This window comes from Desulfotignum balticum DSM 7044, assembly GCF_000421285.1.
Lineage (GTDB): Bacteria > Desulfobacterota > Desulfobacteria > Desulfobacterales > Desulfobacteraceae > Desulfotignum > Desulfotignum balticum.
Genome location: NZ_ATWO01000001.1, coordinates 2,820,148 through 2,844,700 on the forward strand (window position 1 = coordinate 2,820,148; position 24,553 = coordinate 2,844,700).

General features: G+C 50.5%; 22 protein-coding genes. 10 read left to right on the top strand and 12 right to left on the bottom strand.

The genetic code is table 11. The features are described from left to right. The first annotated feature begins 41 nt into the window (after positions 1-41). On the top strand, positions 42-3,746 hold the full coding sequence (locus tag K365_RS0114110; RefSeq protein WP_245569177.1) for an SIS domain-containing protein: 3,705 nt from the start codon (positions 42-44) through the stop codon (positions 3,744-3,746). A 15-nt stretch (positions 3,747-3,761) separates the two neighbouring features. Here the strand turns inward: K365_RS0114110 and K365_RS0114115 are convergent, their stop codons facing one another. The 4 genes from K365_RS0114115 to K365_RS0114130 all read right to left on the bottom strand — a co-directional run bounded on the left by K365_RS0114115 (position 3,762) and on the right by K365_RS0114130 (position 7,277). After that, positions 3,762-4,238, bottom strand: a complete 477-nt coding sequence (locus K365_RS0114115) for a hypothetical protein (protein ID WP_024335093.1) — start codon at positions 4,236-4,238, stop codon at positions 3,762-3,764. Further along, the gene (locus K365_RS0114120) at positions 4,238-5,188 is read right to left on the bottom strand and encodes a 4Fe-4S dicluster domain-containing protein (protein ID WP_006964644.1); all 951 of its coding nucleotides are present in this window, start codon (positions 5,186-5,188) and stop codon (positions 4,238-4,240) included. The genes K365_RS0114115 and K365_RS0114120 overlap by 1 nt, the downstream gene beginning before the upstream one ends. Before the next feature lie 29 nt (positions 5,189-5,217). Next, positions 5,218-5,778 (bottom strand): thioredoxin family protein, encoded by a 561-nt coding sequence (locus tag K365_RS0114125; RefSeq protein WP_006964643.1) that lies wholly within the window; start codon positions 5,776-5,778, stop codon positions 5,218-5,220. A gap of 92 nt (positions 5,779-5,870) precedes the next feature. Then, positions 5,871-7,277, bottom strand: a complete 1,407-nt coding sequence (locus K365_RS0114130; RefSeq protein ID WP_024335094.1) for a sigma-54 interaction domain-containing protein — start codon at positions 7,275-7,277, stop codon at positions 5,871-5,873. A 279-nt stretch (positions 7,278-7,556) separates the two neighbouring features. Between K365_RS0114130 and K365_RS0114135 the strand changes: the two genes are divergently transcribed. The 7 genes from K365_RS0114135 to rd all read left to right on the top strand — a co-directional run bounded on the left by K365_RS0114135 (position 7,557) and on the right by rd (position 14,353). After that, the gene (locus tag K365_RS0114135; protein ID WP_024335095.1) at positions 7,557-8,654 is read left to right on the top strand and encodes a rhodanese-like domain-containing protein; all 1,098 of its coding nucleotides are present in this window, start codon (positions 7,557-7,559) and stop codon (positions 8,652-8,654) included. A 62-nt stretch (positions 8,655-8,716) separates the two neighbouring features. Continuing rightward, positions 8,717-9,067 carry a hypothetical protein gene (locus K365_RS0114140; RefSeq protein ID WP_024335096.1) on the top strand — a complete coding sequence of 117 codons (351 nt, stop codon included), beginning with the start codon at positions 8,717-8,719 and terminating at the stop codon, positions 9,065-9,067. Positions 9,068-9,143: 76 nt separating this feature from the next. Next, positions 9,144-10,799 (top strand): tetrathionate reductase family octaheme c-type cytochrome, encoded by a 1,656-nt coding sequence (locus K365_RS0114145; protein ID WP_024335097.1) that lies wholly within the window; start codon positions 9,144-9,146, stop codon positions 10,797-10,799. Positions 10,800-10,802: 3 nt separating this feature from the next. Further along, the gene (locus K365_RS0114150) at positions 10,803-11,444 is read left to right on the top strand and encodes a cytochrome b/b6 domain-containing protein (protein WP_006964638.1); all 642 of its coding nucleotides are present in this window, start codon (positions 10,803-10,805) and stop codon (positions 11,442-11,444) included. Between the two features lie 338 nt (positions 11,445-11,782). Beyond that, positions 11,783-13,090 (top strand): cytochrome ubiquinol oxidase subunit I, encoded by a 1,308-nt coding sequence (locus tag K365_RS0114155; protein WP_006964637.1) that lies wholly within the window; start codon positions 11,783-11,785, stop codon positions 13,088-13,090. Positions 13,091-13,111: 21 nt separating this feature from the next. Next, positions 13,112-14,140: a cytochrome d ubiquinol oxidase subunit II gene (cydB, locus tag K365_RS0114160; protein WP_024335098.1), complete on the top strand. Its 1,029-nt coding sequence runs from the start codon at positions 13,112-13,114 to the stop codon at positions 14,138-14,140. A gap of 54 nt (positions 14,141-14,194) precedes the next feature. Beyond that, a complete protein-coding gene (gene rd / locus K365_RS0114165; protein ID WP_006964635.1) occupies positions 14,195-14,353 on the top strand; it encodes a rubredoxin in 159 nt (52 codons plus the stop codon). Positions 14,354-14,426: 73 nt separating this feature from the next. Here rd and K365_RS0114170 read toward each other — a convergent pair whose 3' ends face one another. The 5 genes from K365_RS0114170 to gpmI all read right to left on the bottom strand — a co-directional run bounded on the left by K365_RS0114170 (position 14,427) and on the right by gpmI (position 19,857). After that, on the bottom strand, positions 14,427-14,627 hold the full coding sequence (locus K365_RS0114170) for a hypothetical protein (RefSeq protein ID WP_024335099.1): 201 nt from the start codon (positions 14,625-14,627) through the stop codon (positions 14,427-14,429). A 22-nt stretch (positions 14,628-14,649) separates the two neighbouring features. Beyond that, positions 14,650-15,981: a phenylacetate--CoA ligase family protein gene (locus tag K365_RS0114175; protein ID WP_024335100.1), complete on the bottom strand. Its 1,332-nt coding sequence runs from the start codon at positions 15,979-15,981 to the stop codon at positions 14,650-14,652. A gap of 10 nt (positions 15,982-15,991) precedes the next feature. Next, positions 15,992-17,011 (bottom strand): TRAP transporter substrate-binding protein, encoded by a 1,020-nt coding sequence (locus K365_RS0114180; RefSeq protein ID WP_024335101.1) that lies wholly within the window; start codon positions 17,009-17,011, stop codon positions 15,992-15,994. 262 nt (positions 17,012-17,273) lie between these two features. Continuing rightward, positions 17,274-18,221 (bottom strand): PAS domain S-box protein, encoded by a 948-nt coding sequence (locus K365_RS0114185; RefSeq protein ID WP_006964631.1) that lies wholly within the window; start codon positions 18,219-18,221, stop codon positions 17,274-17,276. Positions 18,222-18,291: 70 nt separating this feature from the next. After that, complete coding sequence (gene gpmI / locus K365_RS0114190; RefSeq protein ID WP_024335102.1) at positions 18,292-19,857, bottom strand: 2,3-bisphosphoglycerate-independent phosphoglycerate mutase; 1,566 nt, start codon at positions 19,855-19,857, stop codon at positions 18,292-18,294. A 334-nt stretch (positions 19,858-20,191) separates the two neighbouring features. On the opposite strand from gpmI, the gene K365_RS0114195 reads away from it, so the two are divergent. Next, on the top strand, positions 20,192-20,737 hold the full coding sequence (locus K365_RS0114195; protein WP_024335103.1) for a rubrerythrin family protein: 546 nt from the start codon (positions 20,192-20,194) through the stop codon (positions 20,735-20,737). Positions 20,738-20,875: 138 nt separating this feature from the next. On the opposite strand, the gene K365_RS0114200 is transcribed toward K365_RS0114195, so the two are convergent. The 3 genes from K365_RS0114200 to K365_RS0114210 form a co-directional block, all read right to left on the bottom strand. Then, positions 20,876-21,730 carry a 2-oxoacid:ferredoxin oxidoreductase subunit beta gene (locus tag K365_RS0114200; protein WP_024335104.1) on the bottom strand — a complete coding sequence of 285 codons (855 nt, stop codon included), beginning with the start codon at positions 21,728-21,730 and terminating at the stop codon, positions 20,876-20,878. After that, positions 21,727-23,475, bottom strand: coding sequence for a 2-oxoacid:acceptor oxidoreductase subunit alpha (locus tag K365_RS0114205; RefSeq protein ID WP_024335105.1), 1,749 nt, complete (start codon positions 23,473-23,475; stop codon positions 21,727-21,729). The genes K365_RS0114200 and K365_RS0114205 overlap by 4 nt, the downstream gene beginning before the upstream one ends. A 71-nt stretch (positions 23,476-23,546) precedes the next feature. Next, positions 23,547-24,056: a type 1 glutamine amidotransferase domain-containing protein gene (locus K365_RS0114210; protein WP_006964624.1), complete on the bottom strand. Its 510-nt coding sequence runs from the start codon at positions 24,054-24,056 to the stop codon at positions 23,547-23,549. 285 nt (positions 24,057-24,341) lie between these two features. Between K365_RS0114210 and K365_RS0114220 the strand changes: the two genes are divergently transcribed. Next, positions 24,342-24,542 (top strand): hypothetical protein, encoded by a 201-nt coding sequence (locus K365_RS0114220; protein WP_024335107.1) that lies wholly within the window; start codon positions 24,342-24,344, stop codon positions 24,540-24,542. Positions 24,543-24,553 lie beyond the last annotated feature (11 nt).

The following is a 24,553-nucleotide window of genomic DNA, read 5'->3' on the forward strand; positions in this document are numbered from 1 at the left end:
TAAAATGGAATCAATTTTAATCACATAACGGAGGCTTTATTATGCTGCCCTGGATATTTGTTGCATTCAAACAGGTATTTTTCCGGTTTTTCCGCCACATCCAGGTCGGAAAATCCCTGGATCAGGTCCGTGCAAACACCCTTGTGCTGTTTCCTCGGATGCCCAATTGTCTGTGCTGCGGTATCTGCGCACTGGTCGCTTTCAAAGCCCAGGGGCCGGTATCTGAAAATACAGATGCCCTGCAAGACAAAATCGATCATCTGACATCCCTGATGTCAGAATCAGATCCTGAATCCCTGTTTTCCGATCCGGACCGGTATTGTCCGACTGATGAGGTTTTAACACAGATCTGGGAATCGGCCCGGGCCTTGAAACAGGAAACCGTATTCAACCCCCTGTTTTTTGATTCCGCACAGATTCAAACCCTGTCCCGGATGACCCACACGATGTCTGAAATCATCACCCAATGGCAGAACCGGTTCACCCGGTCAAAATCGACACTGCCGCCCCGGACGGTGGAGATCATCTCTGATCGCCTGGAAAAACTTAAAGACATCCTCTGGTGTCTGGAAAAAGAAGTGCTGGGCAATATTTCAGCCATTGCCGATCTGATGCCACCGGATCTTTTCAAAAACAGCCATTCCGACAATCTGAAAATCTTTCAACGCATCAATGCCGTGCTCAACAGCATGGACCGGCTGGAGGTTCGGGGACGCGATTCCGCAGGCATTTCCGTGCTGTTCACCCTGAATTCAGATGAATTTAACCGGTTCAAAACCCATCTGACCGAAGCCGGATTAACCGATCGTTTGAAACAACGGACCAACAGATCGGTGCTGGCCAACAACTGCATCAACATCAATGACCCGATTTCAGACACTCCCGACCAGACATCCATTTCGTTTGTTTATAAATTTGCCGCTGAAATCGGGGCACTGGGGGACAATATCGCCTTTATCAGAACCCAGGTTCGAAATGACCTGATTCTTCAAGCTTTGGCCGGTTTTAATTTTGACACGCTTTCGGTGAGTGCCCATACAAGATGGGCATCTGTCGGAGACATCACGGAAGCCAACTGCCATCCGGTGGACAACACTCCGGCGGACAAAGAGATTGAAACCACGGGAATCATTCATGTGTGCCTCAACGGGGATATTGACAATTATCTGGAACTCAAGACCGAATACGAAGCCCTGTATGACAAAATTCATTCCCAGATCAATACGGACACCAAACTGATTCCGCTGCAGATCCAGCATTACCTGAAACAGGGCGCATCCATTGAAGACGCATTCCGGCAGGCGGTCAATGATTTTGACGGGTCCCATGCCATTTCCATGCACACCGACCTGGCTCCGGGCAAATTGTTTCTGGCCCAGAAAGGCAGCGGACAGGCTATTTTTGTGGGCATTGCCCCGGATCACTACATTGCCGCATCCGAACTGTACGGGGTGGTGGAGGAAACCGTTGAATACATCAAACTCAACGGGGGGGAATCCGGGCATATCGTGATCCTGGACCAGAAATCACCCGGCGGCCTTGAAGGCATTCAATCCTTTTTCTATGACGGGCAACCCCTTGACATCACCCATGCGGATGTGCGGATCAGTCAGATTACAGCCCGGGATATCGACCGCCAGGGATTTGCCCACTATTTTTTAAAAGAGATCAATGAAGCCCCGTTTTCCGTGGAAAAAACCCTGGAAAACACATTCACAGAAAACCCGGAATCCGGGCTTCTGGAAATCCGGCTGCCGGAATCTGTGTTGCCCCGGATTATTCAAACGGAACTGGCCGCCGGAAAACTGAAGAAAATCTTTTTCATCGGACAAGGCACCGCCGGGGTGGCGGCCCGGGGCTGTGCCAATCTGCTCAACACCTATCTGGGAGATTTTACATGCGATATCCGGGCCTTGAAATCATCTGAACTGTCAGGTTTCTGCATGAATGAAAATGATGATTCCGCCACTTCCATGTCCAACACTCTGGTGGTGGCCATCAGCCAGTCCGGCACCACCACGGATACCAACCGGACCGTGGATATGATCCGGGCGGCCGGCGCCAGGACCCTGGCCATTGTCAACCGCCGGGATTCCGATCTCACCTTTAAGGTGGACGGGGTGTTTTACACCAGTTCCGGCCGGGACATTGAAATGTCAGTGGCCTCCACCAAAGCGTTTTACGCCCAGCTCACCGCCGGCGCGGTGCTGGGATTGTACATGGCCGGAATCATCGGGGCCAGATCAGCAGAATATATCACCCGGGAAATTCAGGAACTGCAGACGATTCCGGATAAAATGCGCACGGTTCTGGCCATGCGGGATACGATCCGGACGTCGGCTGATCGTCTGGCCATCTCCAAAAGCTACTGGGCCACGGTGGGATCCGGCGCCAACAAAACCGCTGCCGACGAAATCCGCATTAAATTGTCTGAACTGTGCTACAAAACCATTTCTTCCGATTACGTGGAAGACAAGAAACACATTGATCTGTCTTCTGAACCTTTGATCATTGTATGCGCCGCAGGGACAAGGGAAAGTGTTCTGGCCGATATTGTCAAGGATACCGCTATTTTCCATGCCCACAAGGCCGCACCCATTGTCATTACCACCCGGGACGAGGACCGGTTCGATCTGTATGCGGCAGACGTGTTCAAGGTACCGGAAATCAATGAATCTTATGCGCCGATTCTCAACACCCTGGTGGGGCATCTGTGGGGATATTATGCCGCCCTTGCTATCAATGAAGGGTCCCGGTTCATGTTTCAGTGGCGGACCCGGGTCCAGGAAATCCTGGATGAATACATTGCCCAGGGACATAATGAATATGAAGTGATTCTGGAAGATAAATTCAGGGAACACATTGCCGAATTCTACAATCTTTTCACAAAAAAAAGGCGAGAAAACGGATTTCCTTCGGCCATGGGACTGGACAACGCCACCAACATCACGCTGTTGCTCAAATATTTATCCGGCCGGCTCCCGGTATCGGATTTTGAAATTGATTTTCTGACCAAAGGAACCCCGGCCAACATGCTGGATACGTTTTTCAAAAACATGAACCTGGCCATCAACAACATGGCCCGGCCCGTGGATGCCATCAAGCATCAGGCCAAAACCGTGACCGTGGGCACCAGCCGGATCAAGGAAACGTTCCAGGGCCTGGTATTTGACGAGCTGACCCGCCATGAAATTCAGGTCTCCCAGATCACCAACAAAAACGTGCTGGTCATCAAGCGTCTTCAGGAAGTCATCGATCAAGTCAACGGCGGGCTGCTGTATCAGATCACCGGACTCAACCTGCTGGGGGACGTCACGCCTGACACCCGGATCACGGTTTTGGAAAAAACCGGCACACTGGTCAATGAAACCTCTCGGGTGGAAACCGATCCCCAGCTCAAAGGCACCAAGAATATCATTGTCCGGGAAGGCAATGTCTATATCGGCAAAGGCCGGAAAGACAAAAAAAGTATTCTGGTGATTCCAGTCCTGTCCTCAGCCTCAGACACATCCAACATCATTGAATACATCCTGTCTTTGAACGTGGATTTCAAATCCTCGGAATCCGTCACCCTGCTGAAGAAAATCAAGGCCCTGGGCGGCAAATACACCCGGATCAAAGACTGGATTCTGGAAAGCGAAAACATCGTGTGGGATGATAAATTTCTCAACCTGGTACCAGTGGAAACTTTGTTCGGGGAGACGGCGGAACAGGTGGTAGCGGCCATCATCAAAAAACTCGGATGACCGCTGCCTGACATCTTACAGGGCGATCCATGTCCTTTTTCGAATTTTTGAATACAGGGTCGCCCCCAGCAGGACCATGCAGGAAAGCAGATGCAGCAGGTCCAGGCTGATGATTACATTATGGGAAAAATAGATCCCGGACAGGTTTTTCACCACCATGAAACATCCGGTGACAATCAGGCCGGCCAGGCTGATGAGCTTCACCCACCCGGTACGGGTCAGCTCGCCTTTGGTGAAAGGATTCTGCCGGGAAACGCTCAGTTTCCGGCCCAAAACCGCATCCATTCCGACATAGGCACCCAATGCCAGCAGCAGGGCCGCCATGATATAATGAATGGTATGGGTGACATAAAACTGGGCCAGCCACCCCAGTCCGGGAATATCAGAAATATAGTATCGGGCAAATATCGGCATCTGGGCAAATCCGGACAGGGTGATGAAAAACAAAATCAGGCCGTAAATCAGGCGACGTCCTTTGAAATAATCCGTCATCACGCCTCCTCTTTGATGTGCTTGTAAAATTTACCCAATGCGGCGGCCGCACCGGCCACCGGGGCGATCACCAGGGCCAGGGCCAGATTGGACCCGTCGGCCATGGTATCTTTAACCGGGTTCAGGTGGGGCTTTCCCTTGCCGGTGTTATAGGTGAGCTGATCAAAAGGCACCGGAGACACGTAAATGGTATGGGTGCCCCCGTTTTCTTCCAGGCCGTAGAGATACCCATCCATCTCTTTGGCCCGTTCCCGGGCCAGTTCAATGATTTCCGAGCGTCGACCGATCACCTGAACTTCTTCCGGGCAGGCTGCAATGCAGGCGGGCTGTTCGCCTTTTTCCAGTTTCTGGTAACACCGGTCACATTTGTACATCACCCCGTTGCCGGCAAAGGCGGGCAGGATGTCCAGGTACAACCCCACCCCGGTCTGGCGCTGTGGAATATCCCAGGGGCAGACGTTTTTACACTTGGAACCGCCCAGGCAGATTCCGGAATCGATCCGGGACAGCCCGTTGGGTTCCTGCTTGGCTGCTCCCCAGGGACACAGCTTGACGCAGGGCGGGTTCTGGCAGTGCATGCAGCGTCTGGGGATGGTCAAAGTAATCTCTTTGCCGTCCTTGACACCGGTGGCATACTGGATGTACAGCCAGTTATAGGGGGTCAGCCGGTCGGTGACATCCCTTTTCTCCGACCAGTCTTCCACCGGGACCCGGGCCGGAACCATTTTTGGGAAGGGTTTTTCCGGTTCCGGAAACTTGTGGGCATTGGCATCTTTACAGGCATACACACATTCTTCGCACCCGATGCACCGGCTGATATCGATCAGCGTGGCCAGGGGCTCTTCATGGGCATTTGTGGCCGCGTTTGCCAGACCGGTGCCAGCCACCGCAGTACCGGCCGCAAACACAGTGGATTTTAAAAACTGACGTCGTGAAACTGAAGACTGCATGGCAACCTCTTTTTTTTCGCTGACAATTATTATTGTTTGACAAAGTCCTGAAAACTCATGGTGAGATAGCTTTCCGTGCGGATATACTTGAGAATCTTCAACAATTGAGATCCGTCCACATACCCGGGAAGATTGCTGATCCGATCCCCTTCCGGCGTCAGAAACCACATGGTGGGCAGGCCGGTCACCTGCCAGGTCTGGGACAGGGTCTGATTTTGATCCGTATCCACGGAAATACTGACAAAATGATCGTCCAGGTAATCCTGAACTTTTTCATCCAGAAACGTGGTCTGCTTCAGTTTGGTGCAATAGGTACACCATTGGGCGTAAAAATAAAGAAACACGCTTTTGCCCTGATTTTTGGCCCGAGTCAGTCCCGGGGTATAATCGTTCCAGTCAATGCCGGCCCTGTCTGGTCCCGGTTTTCCGGCATCCGTTACACGGGCCGTTACCGTTTCCGTTACACTTTGTGTCCCTGTATCTTCAGATTCTTGTGCCGGCTTTTTTCCCGGCGGGGTGCCGACAAACCAGTATACACCTGCCAGTCCCATCACGACCAGAATGACCACCAGCACCTGTTCTTTTTTCATTTATGGATATCCTTTCAATTTATTGCGTATCACAAAATTCTGTCTGTATATTTGCAAAACAATTGCAAACATGATGCCAACTGTTCAAATATCTATTTTCCCCGGTTTTCCAGGATAATGCCATGTTTTTTCATCCGTTTCCATACCGTTACCCTGGATACACCCAGAATCTCTGCGGCCCGGGTCTGATTACCGTCCGCCTGATGCAGCGCATCCACCAGAGCGGTTCTTTCCGACTGTTTCACCGGGATCGCGCCAATCGTTGCCCCGGATTTCAACTCCCGTCCCAAAACCGGGGCCGGGGCCTCGCCATCCGGCAAGTCTTTGAGCAGTTTGTCCGGCAGATGTTCGATTCCGATGCTTTTTCCCTTGGCCAGTACAAATGCATATTCCACGGCATTGCGCAGTTCTCTGATGTTTCCGGGCCAGGGGTAGGCCACCATGATCCGCATGGCCTGGGGCGTGAAACCCAGAATGTTTTTTTGGGTTTTTTTGGCCAGAATCGTGATAAAATGCTGGATGATCAGCGTGATATCATCTTTTCGATCCCGCAGGGGCGGACAGATCACGGGAAACACGTTGATCCGGAAAAACAGATCCTCCCTGAACCCGCCATTTCGGATCATGGTTTCCAGGTTCCGGTTGGTGGCGGTGATGATACGCACGTCAATGGGAATGGACCGGTTGTCTCCCACCCGCTGGATCATCTGCTCTTCCAGCACCCGAAGCAGCTTGACCTGGACTGACAACGGAATATCACCGACTTCATCCAGAAACAGGGTGCCCTGGTGGGCCGCTTCAAACCGGCCGATACGATCGGCAGCCGCCCCGGTATACGCCCCTTTGACATGGCCGAACAGTTCGCTTTCCAAAATGGTTTCACTCAACGCGGCACAATTGACCTTGATAAACGGTTTGTCAGCCCGGTTTCCGGTTTCGTGCAACGCTTTGGCCACCATCTCCTTGCCCGTACCGCTTTCTCCTAATATGATCACCGGTGTATCCAGCGGCGCCACCCCCTGGATGTGTTCAAACAGGTTCTGCATCACCGGTGTTCGGCCGATGATCCCGTGAAATCCGTCATCGATATGATAAATGCGCTTAATGGATGCCAGCTCGTTTTTGTAACTGATATTTTCTGAAATATCTTTAAGGGTTTCCACCGCGCCGATGATTTCGTCCTGCTCGTCATACAGCACGGTGGCGGTTTTAACAATGGGGATGGTCTGTTTCCGGCTGTCTGTGATCATGCATTTCTTATCCCTTACCAGGCCCTGGGAAAACAGCTGACACCAGTCTTTACCTGTTCCAATACCTTTGATGTCACACCCGGTGCAGTTGAGTATGCGGCAGGATTTACCGATGAGCTGATCTTCGGAATACCCGGTCATGAGCTGGGCCGAATGATTGGCTGCCACAAAAATGCCCTGTGCATCCACCAGAATGATCCCGTCCTGGACTGAATCGATGATTTTCCGCCAGTGATTTCCAATTTTCATGACTGTCTCCTGTTAACTATGGTTGACAGATAACTTAACACAATATTAACATAATGGCAACAGGTTAATAGCTGTTGCGGGTCTTCATTTTTTTACAACCTGTACGTCATTCCCTGTCAAACAAGGAGATGACGCTTTTTTTACAAAGGATTTTTTTCAGTGGCACACGTGTTGCTATACATCTGTGTGCAAAAAAAACCTTGGAATCCATGCGGTTGAATATCGCAAAACAATACCGTTTACTTAACCTGTATTTCAATTTTTTATTCAGGAGAAACCATGAACACACGAACTGCAAAAAAAATCCCGGCGGTCCTGGCCATCGGTATGATGATGCTGACCGGGGCCGTGACTGCCGGTGCAAACGATTCCTGGCGATTTCATGATATCGTGGAAGCCGATTTTGTCATCGCCCATCTATCGATCCCCATGACGGATAATGTCATGATCATTGACGCCAGACCTTATAAGCCCATGTACATCAAAGGGCACATCCCGGGTGCGGTCAGTATTCCGGACACGGATTTTGACAAAAAAACCGATCTGCTGCCCGCAGACAAAAATGCCCTGCTTATTTTTTACTGCGGCGGGCTTGAATGTAAACTCAGCCACAAATCCGCCCAAAAAGCCGAAGCCTTAGGCTACAAAAACGTCAAGGTGTTTGCCAAAGGATTTCCCGAATGGATGGCCCAGCCCGGCGCATATCCTTCAGTGTCTGCTGAATATGTGGCCGCACAGATCGCGGAAAACAAAACGCTTCTGGTGGATGCCCGCCCCCAGAAACCCAAATATGACAAAGGGCACATCCCTTCCGCCATCAGTATTCCGGATACCCGGTTTGACGAACTGTCCGGCAAACTGCCCAGGCTTCTGGAAACCCCCATCATTTTTTACTGCGGCGGGCTGGACTGCCGCCTGAGCCACAAAAGTGCGGCCAAAGCCCTGGTGATGGGATACAAGGATGTGTCCGTGTTTGCCAAAGGGTATCCGGAATGGAAAAAACAGTTTGGTGCGGCTGCCGACACCGTGGCCGTGAAGGCCGGGGAAATGGAAGGGTCCATTGATCTGGAACGGTTCAAAACCATTCTGAACGATCATCCGGAATCCATTATGCTGGTGGACACCCGGGATGCGGATGAATTTGCCAAAGGCCATTTCAACACGGCTGTCAACATTCCGGTGGGAAACCTGGAAGATAAAATTTCCGAACTGCCGGCGGACAAACCCGTGGTGTTTGTCTGTTCCACGGGTGCCAGAAGCGGGGAAGCCTACTATATGGTGCAGGACGTCAGACCCGAACTCAAGGACGTCTATTATGTGGAGGCCCAGATCAGCTTCAAACAAGACGGCACTTACACCATCAAAGCCCCCAAATAACCAGATTCTTGAGTACAATTTTAAACTTTTATCAAACAAACACCTGACAAGGAGTTAACGACATGTTAAAAAAAATAATAATTTTATTCACACTGGCTTTGTTCACTTTGGGATCGGTTTCCGCCGTGTTTGCCGATGATGGACCGGACGGCAACAAACGCAAAGGCAAATACACCTACCGGAAACTGATCAAGGCCTGTCACGAAAGAGGCGAAGTGGAATCCGCCACGCCGACAGTGAGCCCTGCGGATAAAAAAATGGCTGAATGGAAAACCATTTTTGAGTCCGAAAATTTTACCGCCTTTGGATGCCAGCCGGAATGGGATGCTGCGTCTGATGCAGATATTTTAGATATCTATTCCTATTTTTATTCATCTGCCGCAGATTCTCCGACGCCGGCCACCTGCAAATAATTTTTAATTGATGTCCGGCAAACGGTTTAACGAACCCCTTGCCGGACACTTTTGTCACTGTTTTTTTGGAGGCTTTATGGGAAAATACCTGAATCTGAAACAGACAAGCCAAAGCGCTGCTGCCACATTGTTGTGGACAGCGGTCCTGTTCGTTGCGGCCCTGATGCTCGTCCGGCCTTGTGCGGCATCTGTTGCCAATGCCGCACAACAAGAAGCGTTGGGCATTAAACTGGCCAAACAGGCGGTGCGGGAAGACAAACACTGGACCACGGTGGATCATTCCAAAATCGAGATACTGAACCAGGATTTTACCTCCGGAGACCAGATCACTCAAGCCTGTCTGTCCTGCCATACGGATGCCTCCATGCAGTTCAAGGAAACCATTCACTGGACCTGGAAAGTGCCGTCTGAAAAAGAAGGCATCATGAACGGCAAGGCCGGGCATGCCGTGAACAACTTCTGCATTTCCGGCAATGCCATGGAAGACAAAGGCTGTGTTTCCTGTCATGCCGGGTGGAACGATATCCAGGGAGAGGTCAACTGTCTGGCCTGCCACGGCAAAGAAAAATTCCCGTTCAAAGAAACCTTTGCCGATCTGGCTGCGTTTGAAGGAGATGACGATCCGGATCTTGTGGAGATTGTTGATGACCTGCACAATGGGATCCAACAGGCGGTCCAGAACATCACCCTGCCCCGGCGCAACAACTGCGGGGAATGCCATTTCAAGGGCGGCGGCGGCGACGGGGTCAAACACGGGGATCTGGACACTTCTTTGGCCAGACCCAACCGGATGCTGGATGTGCACATGGCAGAGGATGGCGCGGATTTTGCCTGTACCCGGTGCCACACCACAGTGAAACACCATATTGCCGGGCGGCTCTATACCCGGCCGGCGGCAGCGGAGCGGAAAAGCCTGATTGAAGATGACATGGCTTCCAAGATCACCTGTGAGTCCTGCCACAGCGCCACCCCCCACAAGGCCAGCACCAAAATGAACGACCACACCGACAAGGTGGCCTGCCAGAGCTGTCATATTCCGGAATTCGCCCGGGTCAACCCCACCAAAATGTCCTGGGACTGGTCCACGGCCGGAAAAATGAAGGACGGCAAACCCTATGAGGAAAAAGGGGACTTAGGCAAAGCAGTGTACAAATCCATCAAAGGGACCTTTGCCTGGGCCAAAAATGTGGTGCCCCAATATTACTGGTACAATGGCTCATTTGACAACATCGGCATCAAAGATAAGATCGATCCCCAGCAGATCGTGGAGGTCAGCCATCCATTAGGATCTCCCAATGACCCGGATGCCCGGATTCATCCCTTTAAAATCCACTCAGGCAAACAGCCTTATGACAAAATCAACCAACAGCTGGTGGCACCGCTGCTCTCCGGACCCAAGGGGTTCTGGACCACATTTGACATGAACGATGCCATCATGCGGGGAAATCAGACCCTGGATGTCCCCTATTCCGGCGAATTCGATTATGTGGAAACCACCTATGCCTTTCCCATCACCCACATGGTGGCCCCGGCGGAAAAATCTCTGGACTGCATCCAGTGCCATACCCGGGACAATTCGCGCCTGGCCGGTATCACCGGCATTTACATGCCGGGCCGGGACAAGTTCGCCATTGTGGACACCATCGGTTTGATCGCGGTGCTTGGGGCCCTGGCCGGTGTGACGCTCCACGGACTGGGCCGGTTTTTTACCCGTAACGGCAGGGAGGAATAATTCATGGCTGGTAAAACAATGACCAATGTTTATCTGTATACCCGGTTCGAACGGCTCTGGCACTGGTGCCAGGCATTGATGGTTATCTTTTTAATGATCACCGGATTTGAAGTCCACGGACTGTATACCCTCATGGGGTTTGACACTGCCGTTGAACTGCACAACTTCATCGGCCTTTTCTGGCTGGGGTCCTTTGCTTTTTTCGCTTTCTGGCTCATCATCACGGGTGAATGGAAACAATACATCCCCACCACCCGGAAACTGTTTGACGTGGCCCGGTACTATGCCTGGGGCATTTTTCACGGCCAGGATCACCCGGTACAAAAAACCCCGGGCGCCAAACACAACCCTTTGCAGCGTCTGGCCTACCTGGGTATTTCCGCCATGCTCCTGCCCGTGCAGATGGTTACAGGACTGCTGTATTACCTGTACAACAGCCTGGGAGGTGTCTCGCTGGCGCCCATTGCATTCATTCATACCCTGGCCGCATTCCTGCTGGTGAATTTTTTAATCATTCATCTGTACATGACCACCACGGGCCATTCTTTGTTCAGCCACATCAAGGGCATGATCACCGGATGGGAAGAGATCAGGGATACATCAAAAATTCAGGAGTGGGAAACCAAGGCCACCAGAAAAACCTGATTTCATTCAATTATTTCGGCCCGGCAAAGCCCCGGAAAGCGTTTATGCCTGTCCGGGGTTTTGCTGTTTATCCCTGAATCTTTGGATAAATACAGTTGCATGAAACGATTGTGTCTCAAACTGATCCAATGATACACCTGAATCGGTCATATTTTGACATTCAAGGTATCAATCTCCGATTCCCGGATCTCCTTTGCAAACCCCCTTGAAAACCGGTCATATTTTGGATATGGTGTACTTGTTTTCATGATACTTGGCAAACCGTCATGACAGCCTGGCATATGAATTGCTTTTTCCATCAAGAGTTTTGGCTATAAACCATATATCTGGAGGAATCAATGGACCCGGTTTTTTTATCCCGACTGCAGTTTGCCGCAGCCACCATGTTCCATTTTCTGTTTGTTCCCCTGACCCTGGGGCTTTCGGTTCTCATCGCATACATGGAAACCAAATACGCCCGGACCGGGGATAAAACCTATCTTCGAATGACCAAATTCTGGGGCAAGCTGTTTTTGATCAATTTTGCCCTGGGCGTGGTCACGGGCATTACCCTGGAGTTTCAGTTCGGTACCAACTGGTCACGATATTCCGCCTATGTGGGGGATATTTTCGGATCTTTGCTGGCCATCGAGGCATCGGTGGCTTTTTTTCTGGAATCCACCTTTATCGGCATCTGGATTTTCGGGTGGAAGAAACTGTCCGCCAAGGCTCATGCCGGGGTGATGTGGCTGGTGGCCCTGGCCGGGAACCTGTCGGCCGTGTGGATCCTGATGGCCAACGGATTCATGCAGAACCCGGTGGGATATGTGATCAAAGACGGCCGGGCTGAACTGGAGAGTTTCATGGCCCTGATCACCAACAAACACGGGTTGCTGGAAATCATTCATGTGGTACCGGCATCCCTGTTGCTGGCCTCGTTCTTTATCATGGGCGTGTCTGCCTGGCACCTGCTGAGAAAACAGCATCTGCCCGTGTTTGAACGCTCGTTTCGCATCGGTTTGGTGGTGGGACTGGTCATGGCCTTATTCACCGCGTTCACCGGGGACCTGCACGGGATCAATGTGTCCAAGACCCAACCGGCCAAACTGGCGGCCATGGAATCCCACTGGGAAACCCAGACCCGGGCCCCACTGGTGCTGTTTGCCATCCCGGATCAGGAAAACGAAAAAAATCTCATTGAAATTGGTGCCATTCCCGGTATCTTGAGTTTTCTCGGGTTTCATGATTTCAATGCAAAAGTCACGGGATTGCTGGATATCCCCAAAGATGAACGGCCCCCGGTTTTGCCCACGTTTGTCGGATTTAGAACCATGGTGGGCTTAGGCACCCTGTTCATCCTGCTCACGATTTACGGATGGTTCAAACGCAACAACCTGACGGAAAACCCCACTTACCTGAAAATCATGCTGTTTGCCATTCCATTGCCTTACATTGCCATGGAAATGGGATGGATCGTTTCCGAGGTGGGCCGGCAGCCCTGGATCGTGTATGGACTGATGCGCACGGCTGAGGCGGTCTCTCCCATCTCCACCACCCAGGTGTTCATTTCGCTGACGGGATTCATTCTGGTGTACGGCCTGTTAGGGCTGGTGGGATTCTACCTGATGGCCAAAACAGTCAAACAAGGCCCTGAAGCCGCCAACTGATCAGAAAAAGGAGTAACACACATGGAACTGCAAGCGATCTGGTTTTTTCTGTGGGGCCTGTTATGGGCTGTATTTTTCATGACCGACGGGTTTGATTTCGGCATCGGCACCATCTATCCGTTTGCCGGCAAAACCGACACGGACAAGCGAACCATGCTCAATGCCATGGGACCGTTATGGGACGGCAATGAAGTGTGGCTCATCACTGCGGGCGGGGTGACATTTGCCGCGTTTCCTTTGGTGTATGCCACCATGTTTTCCACTTTGTATACACCGTTGATGCTGATTCTGTTTGCCTTGATTTTCCGGGGAGTTGCCATTCATTTCCGGGGCAAGATCGACACCCCGGCCTGGAAAAGGGTGTGGGATTTTCTGATCTTCATCGGCAGTTTTGTGCCGGCCCTGCTGTTCGGGGTGGCGTTTGCCAATATATTCCAGGGCATTCCCTTTGACGGCCAGGGATTTTATCATGGCAACACCCTGAAACTGCTCAATCCTTACGGGCTTTTAGGCGGGGTTTTGTTTGTCCTGCTGTTCATCGTACACGGCGCCAACTGGATGGCCGTGAAATCCACCGGTAAATTGCAGGCACGCATGGCCGCCATTTCCCAAAAAACCTGGCTGGCCCTGGTGCCGGTGGCCGTGGTATTTCTGCTGGCAAGCTACTTTGCTACGGATCTGTGGGCCAATTATTTCAGATATCCTGTGCTGTTCATCGTCACCCTGGTGAATGTGGCGGCCTTGCTGAGCATCCGGTATTTTGTGGCAAACAAGACCTATTTCAAGGCCTGGTTCGCATCCGCAGCCACCATTGTTTTGTGCACGTTTTTCGGCATCATCGGGCTGTTTCCGGCCCTGTTCCCTTCCAGCCTGCATCCGGACTGGCATTTGACCGCGTTCAATGCGTCCTCCAGTCCGCTAACCTTGAAAATCATGCTGGGAGTGGTTGTTGTATTTATTCCCATTGTGATCGGCTACCAGATCTGGGCTTATCACCTGTTCAAAGATCCGGTGACAGAAGAGGATCTGGACATGGACGAAGCGTATTAACGGGCAATCCTGCCCATGTATCAATAAACCCTGTAAGACAAAAGGAGAAAAACTATGGACAAATATGTCTGCGGCCCCTGCGGCTATGTGTATGACCCGGCGGAAGGCGATCCGGACAACGGTATCAAACCCGGCACGGCATTTGAAGATCTGCCCGATGACTGGACCTGCCCCATCTGCGGCGCATCCAAAGACGAATTTGAAAAAGAATAACTGTTGAAAATCCCAATTGATCGATCCCTTCGACTGTTTCCGGTCATGGAAGCAGTCGAAGGGATTTTCAGTTTCAGGAAGCGTCCCCATCTACTGCCAGAACATCGGTCAGATTCAGTTCCAGCATCTTTACACTGGCCAGAATCCGCTTGATGTTTTGATGCAATGCCGGAAAATCATCGGTCCGGGCTTGTAAAAATATGGCCGTATTTTTGAGATCAACAATCTTTTCATTGATGACGGCCAGTTCCTGAGAGGGTGTCATATGCGGCATCAACTTGAATTCCTTTCTCACCTTAAAGGTTATCTTTTTTTCTCAAATCCTTGAACCGCCGGGCTTTGAGCTTGTACCGGGGAAGGCTGCCATACTCAAAAAACTGTAAATCATATCCCAGATTGGTTTTCAGTCGCAGCTGATCTTTCAATCCGGATTCAACCTGTACCCGGTCCGCACCGGGCTTGAGTTCCACCTTCAGGGTGATATGATCCACATCCCCGGGTCGTTCCACGATCAGTTCATACTCATCCCCGAGTGCCTCAAAGGACCGGACCACGGCTTCCACCGCAGCCGGGCTCAACAGAACACCTTTCACCTTTGTGATATCATCGGCCCGTCCGATGACCCCGCCTTTGATGAGCCGGAACGTCCGGCCACAGGTACAGGGATCAGGATCCCACTGGATCACGTCCTTGGCATCAAACCGGATGCAGGGCTGGGCCATGCGGTCTAAGGCCGTGATCACCATCTTGCCCTTGATGCCGGGCTCCGTGATGGGTTCCCCGGTTTCCATGTCCTCGATCTCCACCAGGAACATGGCCTCGTTCACATGCATGCCAAAGGGCTGGTGCCGGCATTCATAGGACCAGGCCCCGATCTCCGTGGCACCGGAATGATCAAACACTTTGGCGCCGAAAGCCGCTTCCATGCGCTTTTTGGTGGCCGGGATCCCGGCCCCTGGTTCCCCGGCGCAGGTGATTTTGTCAATGGAAAGAGATGCCGGATCAATACCCAGCTTGTTTTTCGCCACATCCGCCATGCGCAGCACATAGGTGGGGGTGGCCATCATGGCCGTGGCTTGCAGCTCCTGGATCTTGAGAATGCGTGCCTGGGTGTCCAGAACCCCGCCGGGCACCACCTCGCACCCCAGTTTTTCCGCACCGTAATGACCGGCCCAGAACGCCACAAAAATATTGTAGCCAAAGGGCAGAAACACCCGGTCAGATGTTCGGTATCCCTGGGACCATAGAATGTAAGCCCAGCATTCGGCCCACCATTCCCAATCCTGCCAGGTATCGGGCTGGTACACCGGCTGTCCCGTGGTGCCCGAAGTCTGACGGAAGGTGGAAACCTCCTCCAGGGGGACACACAGGGCATCCCCATAAGGAAACGGGTCCTTGTTCTGAATGGCCTGCATCATGGATTTTTCCACCTTGGGGACTTTCCGCACATCATCCAGGGTGCGGATGTCATCCGGCGTGATGCCGGCGGCATCGTACAGACTTCGGTGAAATTTCGACTGCTGGTACGCCCAGGAGAAGATCCGCTTGAATTTGTATAATTGCAGTTGTTCCAGTTTCTGCCTGGGCAGGGTTTCCAGAAACGGATTCCAGAATTCGCTGTGTGACATGGGTGTATCCTTATTGTTTCAGTTCAGCCAGGGTGGTCTTGACCAGGTCCACGATTTTTTCGCCGTCAAACCCATTGTTATTCATTTTTTTGATATAGGTTTCCACCACCGGGGCAACGGCTTTTTGCCACCGGGCCGCTTCGGCATCACTCAAAGAAATCACTTCCCGATCCAGGCTTTTCAGAAATTCCATGCCTTCCCGGTCCGAGTCATCCCAGGCCTGACCATGTTTCTTCGCCCATTCCTGATTGATTTCCATGATCACCGGTTTGAGGTCATCCGGAATCTGTGCCCATTTTTTCTTGTTCATTACCACGTAAAAAGAAGACGTATAGGCGATGGAAGTGCTCAAAGTCAAATAATCCACCACTTCCCCCATACGCCAGCCCTTGTTGGTTTCAATGGGGTACAATGCCCCCTGGACAATGTTTTTCTGAAGGCTCTGATACAGTTCAGGCATGGGCAGGGACACCGGAATACCGCCCAAAGCAGTAATCATCTGGGCCGAAGTGCCGTGGCCCCGCAGTTTCATGCCTTTGAAATCCTCCAGCGTTCGTATCGCCTTGCCTGACGTATGAAGCAGCCCGGCTCCGTGGGCATGCAGATACATCACCTGAGTATTTTCAAGCTCTTTGGGCTGCAATTTTTCATACACCGTGTTCACCACACGGGTGGCGGTAATTCCGCTGTCATACCCCAATGGCAGGTCCACTGCCTCCATCACCGGAAACCGGCCCCGGGTATAAGCAAACAGGCACATACCGATATCAGACAGCCCGGATACCACTCCGTCATAATTCTGGGTCCCCTTGGTCAGGGTCTGTCCTGGAAAATACTGCACCGTCACCCGGCCGTCGGTTTGTTTTTCAACCTCATCGCACCAGGCCTGGGCCAGTTGGCTCTGCACATGGGTGGGCGGGAAAAAATTGGAATAGGTCAGGGTGACAGGTTTGGCAAAAAGAGTCGCACCCCAGAGCACCAGGGTGGCTGTCGTAAAAATGATCCGGAAAATACTGAAAGATTTTCGCATTGTTTTCATCTCCTGCTGAAAATAATTGTGAACATGCCGTCAAATCATCGCCAGATACGTCGCTACCACCCCCTTTCCATTATATTGACGATACGAGATAGATGATTAGTACCGTGAAAATTTCTAAGAAACAAGGGGGATAAAACAGGGTAATACCAGGTATAAAATTTACTTGTTTTTAATCTTTATGGGATCAGAGTTCGGCGAATCGTCTCCATAAAAACCATGTGCCGCAGGATCATCTTTCACACAGGCGGGCGGATTATGATTCTTTTTCCGACCGGTTTCCAGCGCCCAGAAAAGTCCGAAGATTTACTTTTTTGTTGGTAATGCCCAGTTTATTCCGTATCCGTTTCCGGTAAAACTCAATGGTCTTATCAGACAACGTCAGCATCTGGGCGATCTCTTTGGTGGTTTTGCCGTGCTTGATCAGATTGGCCACCTGAATCTCCGACGGAGTCAGATGGAGAAATGCCAGAGGCAGGTTGTGAAGAAACGGGGACACGATATCCTCTAAGGTGGCAGCCATGACATCCAGGCAGGCGGACTGACGTTCATTCATCCGAGTGTTGCGAATCCGGTCGATATAAGGAAAGATCAGTTCCCGGATATTCACCATCATTTGCTCTTCCATGCGCTGCCGGTCTTGTTCCCGCTTTTTCAGCAGAACCCGCAGGGCGGTGTTCACCTCCTCCAGGTGCCGGGTTTTCTGCTCAAGCTCTCGAGTTCGCTGCTGCACCCGCATTTCCAGGAGGTCTTTTTCTTTTTTCTGGCGGGAAATGTCTGTGACCACGGCAAAGCTGCCTTTGAACCGGCCGGTTTCATCAAAATAAGGCGTGGGGGTCATCAGCGTATGCAGTTTGGTGCCGTCTTTTCTTGTCCAGACAATTTCATAAGCATAGCGTTCCCCTTGACGGCGCTTTTCCAGCTGGGCCATGAGAACGGCACGGTTCTCCTCATCCACGAACCGGGTCACCGGCACACCGATGATTTCATCTCTGGTCCTGCCCCACATGCGGCACAGGGTGTCATTGGCATAGGTGGTGTTCTGGTTTTCATCAATCTCGCTCAGCCCGTCCCCCATGGTCTCCACCATGATTTTGTACCGGGTCTCACTGACCGAAAGGGCATGTTTTCTGTCCGGTCTGCACGGCAGGCGGTCCTCTGCTTCCGCATCAGGCCGTTGGACGTCGAATTTTGATTGTTTCATGTGCCTCGCTGATAAATATGAGTGTCAATTTTTATCATTGCTGCGTCATCAATCTCTTTTCTGACAAAAATCAGATTTTATTGTATATGACATTTCCTGTCATTTCTCCGGGAATGTCAATCCCCATGATATCCAGCATTGTGGGAGAAAGATCTGCGAGTTTCCCGTCTTCACGAACACGGATATGTGCTTTTTGCAGCCCGGGTCTGTTGGAAATAATGGACAGCCAGACCGGGTTGTTCGTATGGGCGGTCTGGATCCCGCCGGTTTTTGGGTCAACCATTGTTTCAGCATTCCCATGATCTGACGTCAGCAGCACAACCCCGTCATTTTCCAAAACCCGGTCAACCACTTTTCCGACACACTCATCCACCACTTTGCAGGCCCGGACCGTTGCATTAAAATCGCCGGTATGGCCGACCATGTCCGGATTGGCATAATTTAACACAATAAAATCATATTTTTGTGCATCCAGTGCTTTAAGCAGCTTGTCTGTGACCTCATATGCCGACATTTCAGGCTGCATATCATAGGTGGCCACTTTGGGTGAAGGGACCAGTATTCTGTCTTCATTGGGGAAAAGATCCGCCTGCTGGCCATTGAAAAAATAGGTCACATGGGCAAACTTTTCCGTCTCGGCAATCCGCAGCTGGTGCAAATGGTTATCCGCAATCACTTTTCCCATGAGATTGAACAGCTTTTCCAATGGAAAGGCCACGGCGACTTCCGCTCTTCGGGAATGGGAAATGTCCTTATAATATTCTGTGGTACACAGATAAAACAAATGAGGGATCTTTTGGGTCTCAAAGGCATTGAAATCATCTTTGACAAATGCTTTTGATATTTCTGCGGCCCTGTCAAACCGGTAATTGAAAAATATAACGGCATCGTTGTCACTGACTGTTTTAAATTTTTGTGTTTTCCTGGGTTTTATGAATTCATCGGCCTGGTCACTGTCATAAGCATCCTCAATGGCGGCAGACACATCGCCAAAGGGCGGTGTGTCGGAGACACCTTTGACCAGTAAATCATAAAACAACCGCACCCGGTCCCATCGGTTGTCTCGGTCCATGGCAAAATATCTTCCTGTCACAGATGCGATGCACCCGAACTGGTGTTTATCCATCCATTCTTCAAGGGGTTTGATATATGCAGCCGCCGATTTAGGCGGTGTGTCCCGGCCATCGGAAATCACATGGATATATACCGCCTCAACGCCGGCATCTTTTAAAACCTGCAGATACCCGATCAAATGATCCGTATGGGCATGTACGCCCTGATCCTGGACCAGGCCATATAGATGCACAGCACTGTCAAACTTTTTTACATGTTCTATGCAGGCCTTCACCGCTGCATTGTCTTTTAACTTGTTTTCCTTTATTGCCCTGGAGATTCTCACCAGATTCTGGAAAACAATCCGGCCGGCCCCTATATTCAGATGCCCCACCTCACTGGAACCCTGATTGCCCTCGGGGAGTCCCACTTGTTCTCCGGAAGTATGGATCAGTGCTGTCGGATATTTCTCAATATAGGTATTGTGGTTATGGGGATTGCATGCGGCAATGGCATTGTATTGTTCATCGGGAGAAAATCCCCATCCATCCCGTATTAAAATCATATGGGGTTTTTTGCGCATATGTGGGTCTCCTTGGCTATAAAACGTTTCCTGTGTCCCGGTACGCACCTGTTAAACAGGAATCACCTCTCAGGTAATAGCAAAAAAATACCATGGAACCAAAAAGCCGGCAAGCAAATAGATTCTGAACAAAAAATTGTATGATCGGTTTGGTTATGCATACAGGATAAAAATGGACTAAATGCATAAATCCATGTATTTCTCAACTATTTTTTATCCGGTAAGATACACCCATAATGTTCTTTCGAACCCCAAACGACCTCCCGAATACCGACACGGATAAAGCCTGATCCCCGGTCCGGAGAAAATTCAAATTTATGAAAGGAAGGAAACCATGAAACAAATGACCCAGCAGAACATGATCAATGCCTTTGGTGGTGAAAGCATGGCAAACATGCGTTACCGGCATTTTGCAATCCAGGCCCAGAAGGAAAATTATCCAAATGTCGCCCGGTTGTTTGAAGCAGTCTCCCATGCGGAATTCATCCATGCAGGGGATCATTACCGGGAGATAAAACACCTGAATGAAGGGGTTGTTGCAAACAGCATGGGCGCTTTCGGCCCGGGGGATACAGCTAAAAACCTGGGCCTGGCCGTTGACGGTGAAACCTTTGAAATCGAAGAGATGTATCCCGCTTATATGGAAATCGCCAAACTGCAGGAGGAAAAAAGCGCGTACCGCAGTTTTGAATGGTCATATAAAACGGAAAAAAAGCACAAAGAATTGTTTGAAAAAGCCAAAAAGGCCGTGGGCAATGCCACAGATGTGCAGCTGGATGACGTCCAGGTATGCAAGGTGTGCGGGTATACACTGGAAGGCGAAGCACCCGACACTTGTCCGGTCTGCAATGCCCAAAAAAAAGAATTTGAAAAATATTAAAACCCTGGTGATGTGAGCATATTCCCCGGGCGCATATCATTGTCGCCCGGGGAATTACTGCCCTGCTGAAAAAAAGATACAGCCCGTAAAAATCTCCTGTTTTTTTATTGTAATGTCCCGGGTCATCTGTTTTTGCCATTACGCAGCTGAAATGGCTTTCCGGATCTTTTTTGGATCGTATGTCTGTTTAAAAAGCGGTCCTGACTGCAATGGTGCCAGTTCATCCGTATAGGACCTGGTTTCTTTTTGATATATAATGCCGATGGGAATTTTCTCTTCCCATTCCATGGTCAAGTCAAGGGCCTGGTGCAGGTCATCCGCTTTATATTCTTCTTTGTCCAATGTATACACGCGATCTTTATAAAATGTATAGGTGTTCTCTTTGTTAAAGGAAACACATACCTGCAGAATATCTATCAGGCTGAATCCCGGATAGGAAATACCTGCACTGATCAATTGGCTCAAATGCTCTATCTCTCCGCAATACCCCCGGGCCACGAATCCCGCTCCCTGTGACAATGCCAGTGCCAGAGGATTGGATGCCTGGCAGGCAACCCCCTGGGGCTGGGCTTTGGTGACAAAGCCATGCCGGGAGGTGGGAGAGGCCTGTCCTTTGGTCAGTCCGTACACCATATTGTTGTGCACCAGCAAGGTGAGGTTGATATTACGTCTCAGGGCTGCCAGCAAATGATTCCCGCCTTCACCATAACAGTCCCCGTCTCCCATATTGACCAGGATAGTCAGATCATGATCAGCCAGCTTGGCCCCGGTGGCAACCGGCAGTGCCCGCCCGTGCAGTCCGTGGAAAAAATTGCAGTGTAAAAAATGCGGTGTTTTGGCAGCCTGGCCGATGCCCGAAACCATCAATATTTTTTCCGGTGCAATTTTCATATCAGCCAGTGATTTTTTTACGGCATTTAAGATGCCGAAATTACCGCATCCCGGACACCACTTGTTTTCATAATCATTGTTGTATTGTGTTGTGTCTTTCATCGTATTTCCTCCAGTACGGATTTGGTATATTCTGCTATCCAGTTGGGTGTAAACGGCCGGCCGTCATATTGCAGCAAGGATGTATGAAATGAAAGCCCGGTCTGCTGGCGGATCAGCTGGCCCAGCTGGGAGGATGCATTCTGTTCCACGGTAATAAAGCGTTTGCACGAAGACAAAGCCTCTTTTGTTTTTTTTGGGGGAAAAGGCCATATATCAGAAAACACCAGGCCACCGACATCAAAATTATCAGATCGAAGCAGATCGACTGCTTCTCTTATGGCGCCGTCAGAAGAACCCCATCCCACCAGAAGTGATTCACTTTCACCATGATACCCTTTGGGCCCTTTCATTTCGCCGGTCATACCTTTTATTTTGGCCTGCCGCTTTTCCACCATGGTGTTTCGGTCGGCTATTGTTTCACTCATATGGCCTGCTTCATCATGTTCGTTGGCTGTAGCACAGACCAGTGCCCGGCCTTTGCAGGGCAGTGCTCTGGGGGATATCCCGGAGGCTGTGATTGCAAACCGTTTATAGTCAGAAGGGGATGTCATATCTTCATCAAAGGCGACAAACCGTTCAATTTCTTCCGGGACTGCCATTTTTCGGGTCGTCATCCATAAGGAATCATTAAAATACTGATCCGTGAGGATAATTGCCGGCACCTGGTATTTTTCACTAAGATGAAATGCCCGGATCATGGTGTCATATGCCTGGTTGGGAGAGCCAGGGGCAAAAACAAATCTGGGAAATTCATCCTGGGAGGCATGGATCACAAAGAGCAGATCTCCCTGACCGGTTCTGGTGGGCAGACCGGTAGCCGGTCCGGGCCGCTGGGAATTGATAATCACGGCAGGGGTCTCGGTAATTCCCGCAAGCCCGAGACCTTCGGCCATGAGAGAAAAACCGCCTCCGGATGTGGCGGTCAACGCCCGGACACCCGCATAGGAGGCGCCGATTATCATATTGACCGCACTGATTTCATCTTCTGCCTGCTCCACCAGCACGGGGAGCTGATCCATGAATTCGGCCAGATGCACCATGATACCGGTTGCCGGTGACATGGGATAAAACGCGGCCAGCCGGCAGTCCGCTGCCAGGGCACCTAAAGCAAGTGCATGGGCCCCGGAAAGGAGTCTGCCTTTGGGAGAACCATCTGACGGCCAGTCAAAGGCTTTGTTGAAATCCGTATTTTTGACCGCATCAAATCCGCTGCGGCCGGCGGTAATATTATTTTCCAGTATCTTTTCTTTTTCTGCGAATGTTGTTTTCAGGATCTGTTCAAATGCTGAAAAAGGGGCCCCCAGAAGCGCCAGACACGCTCCCGCAGCCACCGTATTGGTCATGATCTTTCCACCTGCATCTTTTGCCATTTGCGAAAAAGCGACCGGCAATACATTTTTTTCACGGGCCTGTTCAGGCAGGTTTTCTTTGGCATCCTCTTTTTCAGTATCATTTTCAGCATCCAATAAAACAAGTCCGGTCTCAGCCATTTCTTTTTTATGCAGCGCACAGGTTTCAGCGTTCAGGGCGATTAACAGATCAATTTTGTGGTAAGGGGCCAGAACCGGCTGGTCACTGATACGGATCTGCATGAAACTGTGTCCGCCCCTTATCCGGGATTCAAAATCATTGATGGCCAGAAGATACAGACCGACCTTGTGACAGACCCGGGCGATAATATCGCCCACAGTCTGTATTCCCTGACCTGCCTCCCCACCGATAGTGACGGTAACATCGATACTCATAGGGTGCCTCTCTTTTTATGGATAAAATCAGGTGGTATAATTTTTTTCCCCAATCATGGGACATTTTTTGTTCAGGCCAGTTTTTCCAATGCCGCATGAATAAAGCCCGGCAGATCATTGGGATTTCTGCTGGTCACAAGATTGCCGTCCGTAACAACTGCCTCATCTACAAATGTTGCGCCCGCATTTTTAATGTCCTGAATAATGGAGGTAAAGCCGGTCAATGTCCTGCCCCGGATCACATCTGCAGAGATCAACAGCTGCGGGCCGTGGCAGATGGAAAAAACCGGTTTGTTTTTTTCCATAAAATCCCGGACAAACGCCACGGCACCCGGGTGGGCGCGCAGCTGGTCCGGTGAATAACCGCCCGGGATGAGAAGCGCATCAAAATGGTCTGCACCCGTCTGGTTTACACTTTGATCAATCGTTACAGGCGTTTGTTGTTTTTTGCCTTTTACCGTTTTTCCCTTTTCAAGGCCGACATGGATAATGTCATGCCCTTTTCCCCTGAACTCGCTGACAGGTTCGGTGTATTCTGAATCTTCAAACCAATCATCGATAATAACAGCTATCTTGCTCATTTTTTTGTCCTTTCCCGGCATTTTTATGCCGGCAATCTGGTTATCTTTGTAATTGTAAAAGAATATTTTCTTTCAACAATACGGGAAATCTTGTATTTTTTCAGGACCGGGCCTGTATATGGAAACAACCGGCACGATTTTTTAAAAAAAATACAGGGCCGGCAGATCGAAAATACAGGATTCTCTCCATTGCGCCTGTATCTGAACCGGGACATACTGGAAATATTGAAAGATCCATAATCAGATCATCGTCAAGACAGATTGATTATAATCAAAGGGGATGTTATGGAAAAAGAGACTGGCAGGGCAGGAGTGACAGATATGCAGAACATGTCGGCGATGATTGACAAGAAGGGCCGATATTCCGACATCAATATAAATCCGGAAGATGATGAATCTGAAGATGATGAAATGGCCAACGCACTCTGCCTGATGAACCTTATGATCAACAAAAACCGCCTTCGAAAAGATGTGACTGAACCATGAACACAAACATC

What these genes read in the sequence shown, in the direction of transcription:
- cydB (WP_024335098.1), top strand. Translation starts at nt 13,112, where the DNA reads ATGGAACTGCAAGCGATCTGGTTTTTTCTGTGGGGCCTGTTATGGGCT.
- K365_RS0114170 (WP_024335099.1), bottom strand. Translation starts at nt 14,627, where the DNA reads ATGCCGCATATGACACCCTCTCAGGAACTGGCCGTCATCAATGAAAAG.
- K365_RS0114220 (WP_024335107.1), top strand. Translation starts at nt 24,342, where the DNA reads ATGGAAAAAGAGACTGGCAGGGCAGGAGTGACAGATATGCAGAACATG.
- K365_RS0114120 (WP_006964644.1), bottom strand. Translation starts at nt 5,188, where the DNA reads ATGCAGTCTTCAGTTTCACGACGTCAGTTTTTAAAATCCACTGTGTTT.
- K365_RS0114185 (WP_006964631.1), bottom strand. Translation starts at nt 18,221, where the DNA reads ATGAAACAATCAAAATTCGACGTCCAACGGCCTGATGCGGAAGCAGAG.
- K365_RS0114175 (WP_024335100.1), bottom strand. Translation starts at nt 15,981, where the DNA reads ATGTCACACAGCGAATTCTGGAATCCGTTTCTGGAAACCCTGCCCAGG.
- K365_RS0114200 (WP_024335104.1), bottom strand. Translation starts at nt 21,730, where the DNA reads ATGAAAGACACAACACAATACAACAATGATTATGAAAACAAGTGGTGT.
- K365_RS0114150 (WP_006964638.1), top strand. Translation starts at nt 10,803, where the DNA reads ATGGCTGGTAAAACAATGACCAATGTTTATCTGTATACCCGGTTCGAA.
- K365_RS0114110 (WP_245569177.1), top strand. Translation starts at nt 42, where the DNA reads ATGCTGCCCTGGATATTTGTTGCATTCAAACAGGTATTTTTCCGGTTT.
- K365_RS0114115 (WP_024335093.1), bottom strand. Translation starts at nt 4,238, where the DNA reads ATGACGGATTATTTCAAAGGACGTCGCCTGATTTACGGCCTGATTTTG.
- K365_RS0114180 (WP_024335101.1), bottom strand. Translation starts at nt 17,011, where the DNA reads ATGCGAAAATCTTTCAGTATTTTCCGGATCATTTTTACGACAGCCACC.
- K365_RS0114140 (WP_024335096.1), top strand. Translation starts at nt 8,717, where the DNA reads ATGTTAAAAAAAATAATAATTTTATTCACACTGGCTTTGTTCACTTTG.
- gpmI (WP_024335102.1), bottom strand. Translation starts at nt 19,857, where the DNA reads ATGCGCAAAAAACCCCATATGATTTTAATACGGGATGGATGGGGATTT.
- K365_RS0114205 (WP_024335105.1), bottom strand. Translation starts at nt 23,475, where the DNA reads ATGAGTATCGATGTTACCGTCACTATCGGTGGGGAGGCAGGTCAGGGA.
- K365_RS0114195 (WP_024335103.1), top strand. Translation starts at nt 20,192, where the DNA reads ATGAAACAAATGACCCAGCAGAACATGATCAATGCCTTTGGTGGTGAA.
- K365_RS0114135 (WP_024335095.1), top strand. Translation starts at nt 7,557, where the DNA reads ATGAACACACGAACTGCAAAAAAAATCCCGGCGGTCCTGGCCATCGGT.
- K365_RS0114125 (WP_006964643.1), bottom strand. Translation starts at nt 5,778, where the DNA reads ATGAAAAAAGAACAGGTGCTGGTGGTCATTCTGGTCGTGATGGGACTG.
- K365_RS0114130 (WP_024335094.1), bottom strand. Translation starts at nt 7,277, where the DNA reads ATGAAAATTGGAAATCACTGGCGGAAAATCATCGATTCAGTCCAGGAC.
- K365_RS0114155 (WP_006964637.1), top strand. Translation starts at nt 11,783, where the DNA reads ATGGACCCGGTTTTTTTATCCCGACTGCAGTTTGCCGCAGCCACCATG.
- rd (WP_006964635.1), top strand. Translation starts at nt 14,195, where the DNA reads ATGGACAAATATGTCTGCGGCCCCTGCGGCTATGTGTATGACCCGGCG.
- K365_RS0114145 (WP_024335097.1), top strand. Translation starts at nt 9,144, where the DNA reads ATGGGAAAATACCTGAATCTGAAACAGACAAGCCAAAGCGCTGCTGCC.
- K365_RS0114210 (WP_006964624.1), bottom strand. Translation starts at nt 24,056, where the DNA reads ATGAGCAAGATAGCTGTTATTATCGATGATTGGTTTGAAGATTCAGAA.